The organism is Spirulina sp. CS-785/01 (assembly GCF_028330525.1).
GTDB lineage: Bacteria > Cyanobacteriota > Cyanobacteriia > Cyanobacteriales > Spirulinaceae > JAQMSD01.
In genome coordinates this window covers 1-14,695 of sequence record NZ_JAQMSD010000305.1, presented here as the reverse complement: position 1 = coordinate 14,695, position 14,695 = coordinate 1, and the positions used below count along the sequence as shown (strand labels likewise).

The window sequence follows — 14,695 nt, the reverse complement described above, 5'->3', positions numbered from 1 at the left end:
CTTCTCCTCTATCTCCCCCATCTCCTCTATCTCCCCCATCTCCTCTATCTCCCCCATCTCCTCTATCTCCCCCATCTCCTCTATCTCCCCCATCTCCTCTATCTCCCTGTTGTTCAACTATCAACTATCAACTCCTCCTAAGAGGTTATTCTTCCATTTTTAAAGTCGGTTCACCTGTTCCCGCATCGGGCATGATAGCTCCCCGCATATCGGCATTTCGGAAGTTGGCTTCATTGAGGTTTGCATCGAGTAACACCGCTTCGACTAATTTTGCTCCGGTTAAATTAGACCAACAGAGTTTAGCCCGATAGAGCTTGGCGAAGGAGAGATCAGCCCCGCGTAAGGTAGTCCAGGTGATATGAGAGGCTCGCAGGTTTGCCCCCTGTAGGTTAATATTGGCTAAATTAGAGCTACTCATGTGGGCGCGACTGAAATCAGCTTCTACGGCATTTACATTGGTGGCATTTGCACCGTTGAGAATAGCCCCTGATAAATTGGCTCGTTCGAGGTTGGCGTGCATGAGAATGGCGTTGGTGAGATTGGCATGTTGAAGATCAGCACTCACTAAAATGGTTTTCATCATTTTGGCCCGCCCTAGGTTGGCCTCGAATAGTTTGGCCCGGGTTAAGTCTGCATCGCGTAAGTCGGCTTCACTGAGGACAGAGTAACTCAAATCGGCGGCTTTGAGGATCGCCCCTTTGAGGTTAGCCGCCCGCAAACTCGCATCAACTAACTTGGCTCCGGTCAGATTAGAATTACTTAGGTTGGCACTGATCAGGTTGGCTTCTGTGAGGTTGGCTTCCATGTGGGTGTCACTGAGATTGGTTTCTCGGAGGTTAGTTCTAATGAGACTGGCCCCAATGAGGTTTGCTCCACCTAAGTCGCTTTCGCGTAAGTTGGCTTCGCTTAAATCAGCCCCTCCGAGAAACGCACCCTGTAAATTCGCGCCTCGAAAATCTCGTTCACCCGCAGCATACCGTTTTAGGAGTTCTCCAGCTTCCATTCTTAACTAAACCTTTTCCTTGTATTTTATGATTGTCTCGCACGATAAGGCGATTTGTGAATTTGTCCCGTGAGTTGAGAAATGGCTTTGGGGTTTAGGGCGTTGGGGGTTTTAATCAAGGGTTTTGGGCCAGGTGGTATTGAGTTTTGGTTTGGGATCATCAATCCTTTCTCTATCGTAAAACATTGATCGTCCTCAATTAACTGGGTGGTTGGACTTCTTGTGAGGTGGGGGGGTGTGGAGGGGGAAGCGCGATTCTGGCGTTTTCCTTTGTACAATTATCTTAGCGTCGCCAGCAGACCTTCTGCGGTTGGACAAATCGTGGACATAACAGAAAATGTCTGGGTCGAGGATGCGACGGGGATTTGCTTTAAGGCGAGTCTAGTTGGCCCTGGTAGAAGCAGTGGGACTCCCGTGTGGATGTCAATAAGCTCAGGGGAATTCCAGCTAAATTCCCCGTTCACCTAGGACAATAGAACAAGAACGCATCAATTCAGAGTAAAGTCAGCAATACTATGTCAGAGAATCGTCGAAGTCAAGTTATTACCCAAGGGGTACAACGCACCCCCAATCGTGCCATGTTGCGGGCTGTGGGGTTTGAGGATCAGGATTTTACGAAGCCTATTGTGGGGGTGGCGAATGGGTATAGTACTATTACCCCCTGTAATATGGGCATTAATGATCTCGCACAACGGGCAGAGTCTTGTTTAAGTCAAAATGGGGCGATGCCGCAGATTTTTGGGACAATCACTATTTCTGATGGGATTGCTATGGGGACTGAGGGGATGAAATATTCTCTGGTGTCTCGGGATGTGATTGCGGATTCCATTGAGACGGTTTGTAATGGTCAAAGTATGGATGGGGTGTTGGCCATTGGCGGTTGTGATAAGAATATGCCGGGGGCAATGATTGCGATCGCGCGACTGAATATTCCGGCGATTTTTGTCTATGGGGGGACGATTAAACCGGGTCATTATGAAGGGGAAGATTTAACCATTGTCAGTGCTTTTGAAGCTGTCGGCCAGCACAGTGCGGGCAAGATGGATGATACCACCCTCAAGGGCATTGAAACCCATGCTTGCCCCGGTGCGGGGTCTTGTGGGGGGATGTTTACGGCCAATACTATGTCCTCGGCTTTTGAAGCGATGGGGATGAGTTTGCCTTATTCTTCGACCATGGCCGCGGAGGATGCTGAAAAAGCAGAGAGTACGGCGAAATCGGCTGAAGTGTTAGTGGAGGCGATTCGTAAGCAGATTTTACCCAAGGATATTTTAACTCGGAAGGCGTTTGAAAATGCGATCGCGGTGATTATGGCGGTGGGCGGTTCGACCAATTCCGTGTTACATTTGCTGGCGATCGCTCATACCATCGGCGTTAATTTAACCATCGACGACTTTGAAACCATCCGCGGCAAAGTCCCCGTCCTCTGCGACTTAAAACCCAGTGGCCGTTTCGTCACCACCAATTTACACAATGTCGGTGGTATTCCCCAAGTTATGAAAATGTTACTCAATCATGGCTTACTCCACGGGGATACCCTAACCATTACAGGGGAAACCCTTGCCGAAGTCCTCAAAGATGTCCCCGACACCCCACCGACTGACCAAGACGTGATCCGTCAATGGGATAATCCCATGTATGCTGCGGGACATTTGGCTATTCTGAAAGGCAATTTAGCTGAAGATGGCGCAGTGGCGAAAATTAGCGGTGTGAAAAAACCGAAAATTACCGGGCCTGCCCGCGTTTTTGAGTCGGAAGAAGATTGTTTAGATGCTATTTTAGCGGGCAAAATCAACGCTGGAGATGTGATTATTGTCCGCAATGAAGGCCCGAAAGGTGGCCCCGGAATGCGGGAAATGTTAGCTCCTACTTCTGCTATTATCGGGGCAGGATTAGGCGATTCAGTCGGCTTAATTACCGATGGTCGTTTTTCGGGGGGAACTTACGGCCTAGTCGTCGGCCACGTTGCCCCAGAAGCGGCAGTGGGCGGCAATATTGGCTTAGTCCAAGAGGGCGACACCATCACCATTGATGCCCCCCAACGTCTGTTACAAGTCCACGTTTCTGACGAGGAGTTGGCCCAACGACGCAGCCACTGGCAACCCCCCAAACCCCGTTACACCACAGGGGTTTTAGGCAAGTATGCGAAGTTAGTCTCCTCTAGTCACGTCGGAGCAGTCACGGATAAGGATTTATTCTAGAATTGTAGGGTGGGCAATTGCCCACCTCTTTTTTGTCACCGTCAGTATGAGCGCGATCGTGATAGGTTATCTTAATCTTCATAAACTTCTCATCCCTAAGAATGATTGAAGAAATACGCAAAAAATTTGCGGACAATCAATTTGAACTATCTAAACACGCTACAGATCAATCCATTATCAGAAATATTAGAATACAAGAAATTAAAGAAGCTGTTTTAGTCGGTAAAATTATCGAAGACTATCCAGATGATAAATATGGAGCAAGTTGTTTAATTAGTGGGTTAACTCAAAAAAAACGTCCTATTCACCTTCAATGCAGTTATCCTTCTCGCCCATTGCTCAAAATTATAACTTTATATGAACCAGACCGAACTAGATGGTCTGATAACTTTAATCAAAGGAGAAATGATAATGAATAATTATCAAGATGAATTATTGGTTGAGACAACCGTTACTTATGCTATAGAGTTTAAAGGAAAAGTCTTTGTAATCGAAAATGTACCTGCTAGAGTCAATCCAGACACAGGAGAAAACTTCTTTGCTCCTGACACCGTTGAGCGCATTCAGCAGATTATTTTCAACGCAGAAGAACCAAAATATTTTATTGAAACTCCAGTTTATGATTTTGTGTAGTACCCTAAGAGTAGGAATTATGTAAAAAGCTCGCATCATATTAATGTTAGACCCAGTTATGCTATTATCGGGGCAGGATTAGGCGATTCGGTCGGCTTAATTACCGATGGTTGTTAGTTGTGTTCAATGAAGTCTCTAGAGGAGATGCAGAGATTGCTGCATATCGATTAGAGGTGTTGCGTGATTGTCCTTTACTGAGTGTTAATGCAGAAATTCAGGCAAAGGATTTTGTTGTTTAATTGACTCGTCAAAATTCAAAATCACCGAAACTGGAATGCCAGCATGGTAAGGAATAACTAGATTATCCTCTGAAGTTTTTGTGGCATCTAGTATTTTGTACCATTTGATTTCCTCGACACTTTTTTAACCTCCAAAAATAGTTGTGGATTACTAGCAGAGGAAGTAAAACGCTGAGTAATGGCTTCGGCATAGCAATGGGTACAACCCGGACTGACTTTGGTACAGCCTGTCGTCGGATTCCATGTGCGATCGGTCTATTCAATTCCGGTGTGTGTGCTAACCATAGCCTACAACTTACTAGGTTATCTATACTAACTCAAGTTGAAAAAAGATTCAATAAATCGGCTCGCTAGATCACAGTAGAAAAGGCCGCCCCCCCCCTAACGGAAGACAGGGAAAGTGATATTCTGTGATGAGGATTATGCACACTGCCCCAATTGAGTCCCATGAACCTAGCAGAAATACAAGCCGCAATCGACCGTGAAACGGAAGTCCTCCAGAAAAAAATAGACAAGAGGCAATGTATCCTCGATACCTATGTGGGAGACCCGACACGCTTAAAATTAGAGTTAGAAAAATGGAAATCAGAGTTAGCCATTTGGGAAAAGTGTCGGAGTTGGATCAGTCAGGTGAATTAATTTGAGTTAATGAACTGGACTCAGGTAGGACCGGGAGACGTTTCCCCGTGTCCACTGTTTTTGATGCCACAGGAGTCTCTCACCCCGATACAATGGGAGAGGTGTATTTTGTTGTACGGTAATCTTGACGGACTCTACTTCCCTTCCCACTCTCTTACTCATCGATGGTCATTCCCTCGCATTTCGCTCTTTTTATGCGTTTACCAAGGGAGGGACTATCAAGGGGTTGCAGACTTCTCAGGGAGTGCCGACTAATATTTGTTTTGGGTTTCTCAAGTCGCTGTTGCAGGTGATGAAGACGCTACAACCGCAACGCCTCGCTATTGCCTTTGATCGGAGTGAACCCACCTTCAGACATGAAGCCTACGCTCAGTATAAAGCCAAACGACGGGAAGTTCCAGAGGATTTCGTCCCCGACCTCGCTAACCTCCATAAACTCCTCTCTGCGCTCAATTTACCTATGGTGACGAAAGCGGGGTATGAAGCGGATGATATTCTAGGGACGCTTTCTCAACAAGGGACTCGTGAGGGGTATCAGGTAAAAATTCTCACGGGGGACCAAGACTTACTGCAACTGGTGGATGATCAGCGTCAGATTAGTGTACTGCTTTTCGATCGCGGTGCGACTCGCAAAGCCAAGGAAAGCTGGACGGAATATCAAGAAGCGGAAATTATTGAGAAATTAAAGGTTAAATCCCAACAAGTCATCGACTATAAATCCCTCTGTGGGGACTCCTCGGACAATATCCCTGGAGTGAGTGGCATTGGTCCTGTCACCGCAGCGAAACTCTTAAACCAATACCCCACTCTAGAAGATATTTATGACAATATAGCACAAATCAAAGGGGCGGCTCGCAAGAAGCTAGAAGCGGGACGAGAAGACGCACAACAGGCTAAATTTCTGGTCACTATTCAGCAAGATGTTCCCCTAGAATTACCCGTTAAAAACTTACAATTACCGGGGTTTGATCCCAACTTAGTGAAACCCTTCCTAGAAGAACTAGAATTAAATCAATTTATTCAACAAATCGACCAACTACACGAACAATTGGGAGGTGAAATTAAAGAAGAAAATACTCCCCTTAACCCAACTAAAACAGAGGGTGAAGATACTTGGTTTTTCAGTTACGAAGACACCTTAAATACAGCCAGCCAAGAAACAGCTACTATTACTATTACTCCTCAAATTATCACGACGGAAGCCCAATTAAAAACCCTTGTAAAAACGCTGCAAACCTGCACCAGTCAAGACACTCCCGTTGCTTGGGACACCGAAACCACAACCCTCAATCCCCGCACTGCAACCCTAGTAGGAATTGGCTGTTGTTGGGGAGAAAATGCGGAGGAATTGGCTTATATTCCTATGGGTCATACCCAAGGGGAACAACTCCCCCAAGAGACCGTTTTAACGGCACTCCGTCCTATCATTGAAAGTGAAACTTATCCGAAAGTTTTACAAAATTCTAAGTTTGACCGTTTGGTGTTGCGGTATCAGGGAATTAATCTTGCGGGGGTGGTACTCGATACCCTTTTGGCCAGTTATGTCCTCAACCCGGATGAGTCCCATAATTTAACTGATCTCTCTTTAAGATATTTGACGAACATTGAAGCAAAAAGTTATAAAGATTTAGATATCCCCAAGGGGAAAACCATTGCGGATTTATCCATTGAGAAAACGGCGATTTATTGCGGTTGGGATGTGTATGCGACCTTTAGTTTAGTTGCTCCCTTACAGGAAAAACTGGCTCAATTTCCCCAACTGAAAACGCTGTTAAAGGAGATTGAGCAACCCCTAGAACCAGTGTTAGCAGAGATGGAATATCAGGGAATTCGGGTTGATTTAGAGTATCTGAGTAATTTATCCCAACAACTGGGGGAGACGTTACAGCACATTGAAAATAATGCTTATGATGCAGCAGGAGAAGAATTTAATCTCAATTCTCCTAAACAACTGAGTGCGTTACTGTTTGAGAAGTTGGGACTGAAGCCGAAAAGGAAAACCAAAACCGGATATTCGACGGATCATTCTACGTTGGAACAACTACAGGGAGATCATCCTGTGATTGACCACATTTTAGACCATCGGACTCTCTCGAAGCTCAAATCCACCTATGTAGATGCTCTCCCGTCTTTGGTTAACCCGGAAACTGCGCGAATTCATGGGGACTTTAATCAAGCGGTGACGAGTACAGGGAGACTGTCTTCGTCTAATCCGAATTTGCAGAATATTCCGATTCGTAGTGAGTTTTCCCGACAAATTCGCAAGGCGTTTGTACCCCGTGAGGACTGGGTGTTGGTGTCTGCGGACTATTCTCAGATTGAATTACGAATTTTGGCTCATTTTAGTCAGGAACAGGTGTTAGTGGAGGCGTATAACAATTATGAAGATGTTCATACAGTCACGGCACAGTTACTGTTTGAGAAAGAGAAAGAGGAGGTGACAGCAGAAGAACGACGTTTAGGGAAAACCATTAACTTTGGGGTAATTTACGGCATGGGAGCGCAGCGTTTTGCGCGAGAGGCCGGGGTTTCTGCGTCGGAGGGGAAATTGTTCATTGATCGCTATCGGGAGCGATATGCGGCGGTTTTTGCCTATTTGGAGGCGCAAAAACGGGAGGCTATTGCACGAGGATATGTAGAAACACTCTATCATCGTCGGCGTTACTTCCAGTTTGAAAGCGAAACCCTCCGAACCCTGCAAGGTTGTTCTCCTGATGAGATACAACTGGATAGTCTGAAACGACTCTCGAAGGAGGATGCACAATTGCTCCGTGGGGCTGCTAATGCTCCTATTCAAGGCTCTAGTGCTGATATTATCAAGATTGCGATGGTGAAACTGTACGAGATTTTGCAGGATTACCAGGCTAAGTTACTGTTACAAGTGCATGATGAGCTAGTTTTGGAAGTTCCCCCCCAGGAATTAACTGATTTAAGGGAAAAAATTCGCACAACCATGGAAAATGCGGTTGAATTAAGCGTTCCTCTGGTGGTAGAAGTGCGCACAGGGGAAAATTGGATGGAGGTGAAATGACGGCAAGTGGGAAACTTTCTGATAGAATCATCTGCGAACTGATTGCGCGATCGCTTTCATTCGGTCTAACCTAATGTTATTTTTGGCGATAATCGCTTGAAGGGCATGACGCGCTTAACCTTGATCTCCCTAAGTTGATGTGGATTCCTGAGTACACCCATTACTCTTAGACAACTGTAGTTTTTCGGCGTGATTTTTCGGACTTTTTCTGTGTTTTGGGTGACAGACTGTTTTCTGTAAACCCCTACCCCCCAAAAATGCAGTCCATTTACTTTACTTGCAGTAGGAAATTGCACAATGACAGGACGTAAAATACTAATTTTTGTGGTGTTGGTTGTTGGTGCTATGGTGGCCGTAGTCTGGTCGAGTGGCTTAGGAACAGCTACTGGGCCGATTTTAATTAGTATTTTACTCTCTGTGTTCTTCGTGTTAATTTCGGTGGGAACAACGACGGAGATTTACCAAGATTTTATTGAAGCGATTAGCACCAAATCAAGCCTCAAAAAAGCTGCCTGTCGGTTTTATCTTTATGGCCGCGGCGGAAGTGGAAAAACAACATTAATTAAAACTTGGTTGGGGGGAGAAGTTCGTCCCGAACAATCAACTAAATATTTTGCTCATTATATCAGCGAAAAGTACATTGATTTAGAAACTAAACGGCGTTGTCGGGTTATTATCTCAGATTATCAAGGCCAGTCTCCGTCGCAAAATACGTTAAATGCCTCTCCTCAAGTGATTGGACAACCCGGAAAACGGTTAGTGAATGTGGTCTTTTTTATTGTGGATATTGCTCCCCGTATTGAAAAAAATGGTCAACCGTTAAATAGTGAGGAGTTAATTGATTGGTTGGCGGTAGATACGGAGGCGAAGGTTCGGAAGCGGGTTGAGCAACAGCTAGAATATCTGGTTCCGGCGATTTTAGAGATTGTGTTTGCGACGATTTATAGTAGTAATTTGCTTGGTGTAAAGCTGATTATTAATAAGATGGATTTATTGGAAACTGTGGTGGCGATGGGATGTATTCCGGGGGTGAGTTTAGCGAATGTGAATGATTATGCACGCAATTTGTTTAAACGGGTTGAATATTCGATTCAGGATGCTTATGAAAATATTACTAACCCGGAGCATCAAATTGAGTTTTCGGTTGAGTTGGTGAGTGCTGCGAAAGGGACGGGTGTGGCGCAAATTTTTAATGAAGCGTTAAAGCAATATGCTACTGTTTATGGGAAGGATATTAAGAGTTAGTTTTTGTTGTTGGTTGTTGGTTGTTTGTGAAAAAGGGAACAGTAAACAGTAAACAGTAAACAGTAATCAGTAAACAGTAAACAGTAAACAGTAAACAGTAATCAGTAATCAGTAAACAGTAAACAGTAATCAGTAAACAGTAATCAGTAAACAGTAATCAGTTGTTACTCCCCATCTCCCCCATCTCCCCCATCTCCCCCATCTCCCCTATTCACACTCATTTACTTGCTCGGCGAAGGTGAGGATTTCGGAAGCAGCCCGATCGCAAGCCCCAGGACTGCCTAACGCTTCTCGCATACGCTGATACCCTTGTAGGGTTTTCTCCCGACGAATGGGGTTAAACAGTAACTCCATTGACTCCTGAACAATGCGGTCTGGAGTCATCTCCTCCTGTAATAATTCTGGCACGAGAGACTCCATCAAGGTTAAATTAACTGGAGAAACAAACGGGACTTTCACCCATAAAATATAACGTGCAATCCACATGGTTATGGGATGTAAGCGATACACAACCACCTGTGGCACGTTAAGTAGAGCCAATTCTAAATTCACTGTACCGGATTTGGCGATCGCGCAATCCGCCGCCGCCATCATCGTCAGGCTTTGATCTTCCATTAAACGCGCATTCAGTTGATACTGCTCAATGGCCCCTTGAATATCCTGCCGATAACTAGGTAACGACAGAGGGACTAAAAACTGCATCTCCGGCACTTGCCCCTGGATGCGCTGTGCGGCTGCAAAAATGGACGGGACGAGGTATTTAACCTCTTGCCGCCGAGAAGCCGGGATCAGTGCCATAACAGGGCAATCTGGGTCTAAATTTAACTGACTCCGAGCCTGTTGCCGAGAGGGGAACCCTTGGATGCGGTCTACAATGGGATGGCCCACCCAATGCACCGACGCTCCGCGCTCTTGAAAATATTTCGCCTCTTGGGGGAAAATGGCTAAAATGCGATCGCAAATATCAATAATCTGCTGAGTATTAGAGCGAAACGGACTATACACCCAAACCTGGGGCGCAATATAATAAATTACTGGCACTTGGGGATAATATCGCCGCAAATACTGGCCAATAATCATATTCGGGCCATTGTAATCAATTAAAACCACTAAATCCGGCGGATTCTCCTGTAAATAGCGTTTGGCCTTGGTTTGTGCTTGCTGGGTGGAACGAATAAAGGGCAAGGACTCAAAAATACCCACCGAGCCAATTCCGGCGGTTTGGGCGACAATTTCCGCCCCCGCTTCCGCCATGCGAGTCCCCCCCAACGCGCCAATGTGCAGGGACTTTCCTTGGGCCTTCGCGTGCTGGAGGAGGGTGTCCACCAATAACCCCCCCTGTAAATCCCCGGACACTTCCCCGGTACTAATAAAAATACGCATCTTACTTTCTACTTCCAGGCATTGGACCCCGACGTTTTGCATTGAGTGAAGACTGTAAAAACCGTTGTAAATGGGTCAACGGTTCACCCCCTCCTAGGATAGCCAATTGATCCACCGCTTGCGTAAAACTCACATCCGAGCGATAGAGGAGACGAAAGGCTTTTTTCAGTTGGGAGATTTCCTCTCCGGTAATTCCCATGCGTTTTAAACCGACTAAATTCAGCGATCGCACCCGTCCCGGATTCCCCTCCACTAGCATATAAGGAGGAACATCCCGATCAATGCGACTCATTCCCCCCAACATGGCCATCGTGCCAATATGCACAAACTGGTGAATCCCCAACACTCCCCCAATGGTCACATGAGACTCAATTTCCACATGGCCCGCTAAGGCCACATTATTGGCAATAATCACCCGATTCCCCAAAATGCAGTTATGGGCCACATGGGAATAGGCCATCAATAAATTATGATCCCCCAGAATCGTCTCCTCCCCCTCATCCGTTGCCCGGTTGATGGTGACATATTCTCGAATGCGGTTATGATTGCCAATTCTGACGCGACTTTCCGCCCCCTTATATTTTAAATCTTGGGGTTCTAAACCAATGGCCGCCCCCGGAAAAATATGATTTCCGACCCCAATCTCCGTCGGGCCGGAAATCACCACATGGGCCCCAATAGTCGTATCTGCCCCAATTTTGACCTTTTCTCCAATCACTGCATAAGGCCCCACTTGGACGCTAGGATCGAGGTCTGCGTCCGGATGAATAATAGCAGTTGGATGAATTGTGGGTTTCAAGGGCATCACTCCGGCAGATGTTTGATTATGCAATAGCTTGGTCATAGATAGATAGGGATTATCCAGTCCCACCTATTCTGCGAGAGAAAACATCATTTCTCCCTCTGTGGCCAGTTGTCCGTCAACCTCAGCGCGTCCGTACAACTTCCCAAAACGACCCCCCCGAAAGCGGAGAAGTTCCACTGTCAAAAGTAACTGATCTCCAGGTAAAACAGGCCGACGAAACCGCACTTTATCAATTCCGGCAAAAACGTACAAACCCCCCTCATGATTGGGCATTTTTGTTAAAATAACTCCCCCTACTTGGGCCATGGCTTCCACAATTAATACCCCAGGCATAATGGGCCGATTGGGGAAATGGCCTTGAAAATGGGGCTCATTAATACTGACATTTTTAATCCCGACGGCTTTTTTTCCGGGGATATAGTCCACAATGCGGTCCACCAAGGCAAAGGGATAGCGATGGGGGAGTAATTTCTGGATATCTTCAACCTCAAACCGCGTTACCGCGTCACCGTCGGCAGTTGGCTGGGAATTAGGGGATTTTTCGTCGAGGGTAGGTTGGGCAGAATCGCTTTTTTGGTTTACGTCGGTCACAATGGTCATGGGTTTTACAACAACTAAAATTAAAAGGGTAACGGAGAGCAAGCCGCAAGCCCGATTTAGGAGCAACCGCTTAGGCGTTGGGCCAGTTGGATGTGTAATTTATGACTTGCTTTGTAGGCGAGGATATGGGCTTGGGGGAGTTGACCCAACAAGCTCAAGTCTCCTACTAAGTCTAAAAGTTTATGACGTGCTGGTTCATTTGCAAATCTTAGAGGTGGATTTAACCAACGATCTTGATCACAAACGAGGGCATTGTCTAAACTTCCTCCTTGGATTAACCCCGCTTGGCGTAACTGTTCCACTTGGTCCACAAAGCCAAAGGTTCGCGCTGGGGCCACGGCTTCAGCAAAGGCTTCTTGCTGGGGATTCCAACTATACCATTGTTGGCCAATGGGTGCGTAAGGAAAATCAATGCCGTAGGTGAACCGAGGTTCAGGACTGGGCATAGCGACCACAAACGCATCCCCGGCTTGAACGGTGTAGGGTTCAGTGACTTCTATTGTAGAGGGAAGGGGGGCATTTTTCAGGGGTTTTAGGCCGACTTGCGCGATCGCATCTACCCATTCTTTCGCAGACCCATCCAGCAAGGGCAATTCCCCCCCATCCACCTCAATACGGGCATTGATCACCCCACACCCACTCAAAGCGGCTAATAAATGTTCTACGGTGCGAACACTGGCCTCGTCTTGTTGTAATTCGGTACAGAGTTGGGTTGGGTGAACCGCATCTAAGCTGGCCGGAATGCGGGGTTGTCCTGGTAAATCTACCCTAACAAAATAGCGGCCTTCCCTCGCCTCCGCAGGGAATACCCGCACTTGGGTGGTTTGTCCCGAATGCAACCCCACCCCTGTCCGTACCAACTCCCCTGCCAAAGTCGTGGGTTGTCGCGCAAGTCCTAGGTGAGCCATTTTTCCCGATGGTTGGTAATTCGTGGTCATAGTTTCAGAAAGGCAAGAAACAAACAATCAAACCTAAACGGATAATTGTTCACTTGCTTATTATTAAATTGTTAACTGTTAAAACCGTTCCCCAATACCAAAGTGAATACGACTATCCCCTTGGTCATTCAACCCATAATCCACCCGAATGGGGCCTAACGGGGATTGAATGCGGACCCCAACCCCGTATCCTAAACCATCTCCAGGTTTACCTCGGACTGCCGCCGGATTGCCAGGTACATTGTCCCCTGTGCCTAAATCTGTGCCATAATCCACAAATAACGCCCCATTGATAAAAGAGAAAATCGGGAAACGATATTCCGCCGTCGCTTGTAAATAGGAACGACCACTCCCGACATCCCCTTCTTCATACCCTCGGACTGAGTTCGATCCCCCAATACTAAAGGCTTCATAGGGGGGTAAATCGCCAAGAATTGTCCCGGCTTGTAAATTAAATGCTAGGGTTTGCGCGGCATCTTCGTCTTCGGTCAAACTGAACCAATCGACCGGGAGATAATAACTATAACTGCCCCGGACTCGACTAAACGTAATTTGTCCGGCCCCGATGGGGAGGGTTTGGTCTACACTGAGGCGTAAGAGAGACCCGGTGGTGGGTTGGAGAATGCTATCCCGGCGATCGCGCACTGCTCCAAATTGCAGCATCGTTAAGGTATCTTGCCCATTCTCATTAAACGAGAGCAAGTTCCCAAACTCATCCCGTGGGGAAATATTCCCATCACTATCCCGAATTTCTACCCCTTGATACCGAAAACCTGCCGAAAGAGTCCATTCTGCCGTACTAAAGGGGTCTTCAATCAAGGGACGAGTAAAAGTAATCCCTCCCCCTGTCCGCACCACACGGGGCCGGTCCCCATTGGGTAAACGCACTTCATTTTGTCCAGGTTCCGGGTCCCCCTCATCAAAAATCAAGGAAATGGACTGACTACGGAAAGCATTGAGGGTATAAGAAGTCCGATAGGGGTCCCCCGCAATCCACGGGTCTGTAAAACTCACATCAAACAATAAATCCCTTGTCCCCACTTGCACCTCGGCGGCCAAGTTTTGGTTATTTCCCCCGACATTCTGTTGTTGATAGCTCAAGGTTCCGAAAAACCCACTCGCGGAACTCACCCCGGCCCCGGCGGCCAATGATCCGGTACTCCCTTCAACCACTTCCACATTCACCACCACTTGGGAGGGATTATCCCCAGGGGAGAAGGACAACCGCGCATCCTCAAACAGTCCTAAGCCAAACACGCGCTGTAAGTCAGCCTGGGCGGTTTCCCGCTTGAACACGGTCCCCGGTTCTAACTGCATCTCACGGGTAATAATAAATTCTCGGGTTCGCCCCTCCACTTCCTGTTCTTCGGCATTAAAAAACTTGACTTCTATGGATTCAATCACCCCTTCAGCAACGGTTAATTGAACTACCCCATTGTCATAAACTTCCGGACTGCCCACCACTTGGGCTAAATCATAGCCATTGTCTTGATACCATTGATTTAATTCCACCACATCTTCCTGGAGGTCGCGCAGGTTCAACACCTCGCCATAGTTTTCCCCAAAAATGCGATCGACTTCTGACGCGGGCAACACTCGTTCTCCTTCTGGGGGAAGGGTTTGCACCACCACTCCCTCTAAAACCGGGTTCACATCCACCACAAAGGTAATGCGCACCCCCAAGGGAGTATCTTCGGGGACTTGTTGCACATTGGCGAAAAATCCCGTGGCAAATACCGCATTCACATCTTCTTGCAGTTGGGCCCGGGTTGTGGTGCGTCCGGGTTGGGTGTCAATGGTGTTATAAACCAGTTGTTCTAATTCTGGCGTTAAGCCTTCCCCTTCCACCACCACTTCCGCAACTAGAACTTGGGGTTCGGCCTCCGGTTCAGAGGGGATAGGACTATCGAGGGGAGAGTCTGTGGGTTGGCCGAATTCAGGGGGGGGTGTTGTTTCTTCGGGGAAAGATAGATCGGGG

General features: G+C 47.0%; 12 protein-coding genes and 1 pseudogene. 6 read left to right on the top strand and 7 right to left on the bottom strand.

The window, feature by feature from the left end; translation table 11 throughout:
- Positions 1-145 precede the first annotated feature (145 nt).
- Complete coding sequence (locus tag PN462_RS20155; RefSeq protein WP_272130632.1) at positions 146-1,003, bottom strand: pentapeptide repeat-containing protein; 858 nt, start codon at positions 1,001-1,003, stop codon at positions 146-148.
- Between the two features lie 515 nt (positions 1,004-1,518).
- Between PN462_RS20155 and ilvD the strand changes: the two genes are divergently transcribed.
- The 3 genes from ilvD to PN462_RS20140 all read left to right on the top strand — a co-directional run bounded on the left by ilvD (position 1,519) and on the right by PN462_RS20140 (position 3,837).
- Entirely contained in the window at positions 1,519-3,204 is a 1,686-nt protein-coding gene (gene ilvD, locus PN462_RS20150; protein WP_272130631.1) for a dihydroxy-acid dehydratase, read from the top strand.
- Positions 3,205-3,305: 101 nt separating this feature from the next.
- Positions 3,306-3,623, top strand: a complete 318-nt coding sequence (locus PN462_RS20145) for a DUF4258 domain-containing protein (protein WP_272130630.1) — start codon at positions 3,306-3,308, stop codon at positions 3,621-3,623.
- Positions 3,562-3,837, top strand: coding sequence for a YgiT-type zinc finger protein (locus tag PN462_RS20140; RefSeq protein WP_443029239.1), 276 nt, complete (start codon positions 3,562-3,564; stop codon positions 3,835-3,837). Before PN462_RS20145 ends, PN462_RS20140 begins: the two co-directional genes overlap by 62 nt.
- Positions 3,838-4,223: 386 nt before the next feature.
- Here the strand turns inward: PN462_RS20140 and PN462_RS23695 are convergent.
- Positions 4,224-4,361, bottom strand: a pseudogene (locus PN462_RS23695) (DUF5131 family protein); the annotation flags it as partial.
- A 162-nt stretch (positions 4,362-4,523) separates the two neighbouring features.
- Here PN462_RS23695 and PN462_RS20135 point away from each other — a divergent pair.
- The 3 genes from PN462_RS20135 (at position 4,524) to PN462_RS20125 (ending at position 8,991) form a co-directional block, all read left to right on the top strand.
- Entirely contained in the window at positions 4,524-4,715 is a 192-nt protein-coding gene (locus tag PN462_RS20135) for a hypothetical protein (RefSeq protein ID WP_272130628.1), read from the top strand.
- Between the two features lie 124 nt (positions 4,716-4,839).
- A complete protein-coding gene (gene polA, locus PN462_RS20130) occupies positions 4,840-7,746 on the top strand; it encodes a DNA polymerase I (protein WP_272130627.1) in 2,907 nt (968 codons plus the stop codon).
- A gap of 297 nt (positions 7,747-8,043) precedes the next feature.
- Entirely contained in the window at positions 8,044-8,991 is a 948-nt protein-coding gene (locus PN462_RS20125) for a hypothetical protein (protein ID WP_272130626.1), read from the top strand.
- Positions 8,992-9,198: 207 nt separating this feature from the next.
- On the opposite strand, the gene lpxB is transcribed toward PN462_RS20125, so the two are convergent.
- The 5 genes from lpxB to PN462_RS20100 all read right to left on the bottom strand — a co-directional run.
- Positions 9,199-10,374, bottom strand: coding sequence for a lipid-A-disaccharide synthase (lpxB, locus tag PN462_RS20120; RefSeq protein ID WP_272130625.1), 1,176 nt, complete (start codon positions 10,372-10,374; stop codon positions 9,199-9,201).
- 1 nt (position 10,375) lies between these two features.
- Complete coding sequence (gene lpxA / locus PN462_RS20115; protein ID WP_272130624.1) at positions 10,376-11,218, bottom strand: acyl-ACP--UDP-N-acetylglucosamine O-acyltransferase; 843 nt, start codon at positions 11,216-11,218, stop codon at positions 10,376-10,378.
- A gap of 27 nt (positions 11,219-11,245) precedes the next feature.
- Entirely contained in the window at positions 11,246-11,779 is a 534-nt protein-coding gene (fabZ, locus tag PN462_RS20110) for a 3-hydroxyacyl-ACP dehydratase FabZ (protein ID WP_272130623.1), read from the bottom strand.
- Positions 11,780-11,835: 56 nt separating this feature from the next.
- Positions 11,836-12,687: a UDP-3-O-acyl-N-acetylglucosamine deacetylase gene (lpxC, locus tag PN462_RS20105; protein WP_443029240.1), complete on the bottom strand. Its 852-nt coding sequence runs from the start codon at positions 12,685-12,687 to the stop codon at positions 11,836-11,838.
- Between the two features lie 108 nt (positions 12,688-12,795).
- Positions 12,796-14,695 (bottom strand): BamA/TamA family outer membrane protein (locus PN462_RS20100; protein ID WP_272130621.1); only part of this gene is annotated, 1,900 nt, incomplete at its 5' end.

Excerpts from the sequence above, each read along its gene's own strand:
- lpxB (WP_272130625.1), bottom strand. The coding sequence starts at position 10,374 with ATGCGTATTTTTATTAGTACCGGGGAAGTGTCCGGGGATTTACAGGGG.
- lpxA (WP_272130624.1), bottom strand. The coding sequence starts at position 11,218 with ATGACCAAGCTATTGCATAATCAAACATCTGCCGGAGTGATGCCCTTG.
- fabZ (WP_272130623.1), bottom strand. The coding sequence starts at position 11,779 with ATGACCATTGTGACCGACGTAAACCAAAAAAGCGATTCTGCCCAACCT.
- lpxC (WP_443029240.1), bottom strand. The coding sequence starts at position 12,687 with ATGGCTCACCTAGGACTTGCGCGACAACCCACGACTTTGGCAGGGGAG.
- PN462_RS20145 (WP_272130630.1), top strand. The coding sequence starts at position 3,306 with ATGATTGAAGAAATACGCAAAAAATTTGCGGACAATCAATTTGAACTA.
- PN462_RS20155 (WP_272130632.1), bottom strand. The coding sequence starts at position 1,003 with ATGGAAGCTGGAGAACTCCTAAAACGGTATGCTGCGGGTGAACGAGAT.
- PN462_RS20140 (WP_443029239.1), top strand. The coding sequence starts at position 3,562 with ATGAACCAGACCGAACTAGATGGTCTGATAACTTTAATCAAAGGAGAA.
- PN462_RS20135 (WP_272130628.1), top strand. The coding sequence starts at position 4,524 with ATGAACCTAGCAGAAATACAAGCCGCAATCGACCGTGAAACGGAAGTC.
- ilvD (WP_272130631.1), top strand. The coding sequence starts at position 1,519 with ATGTCAGAGAATCGTCGAAGTCAAGTTATTACCCAAGGGGTACAACGC.
- PN462_RS20125 (WP_272130626.1), top strand. The coding sequence starts at position 8,044 with ATGACAGGACGTAAAATACTAATTTTTGTGGTGTTGGTTGTTGGTGCT.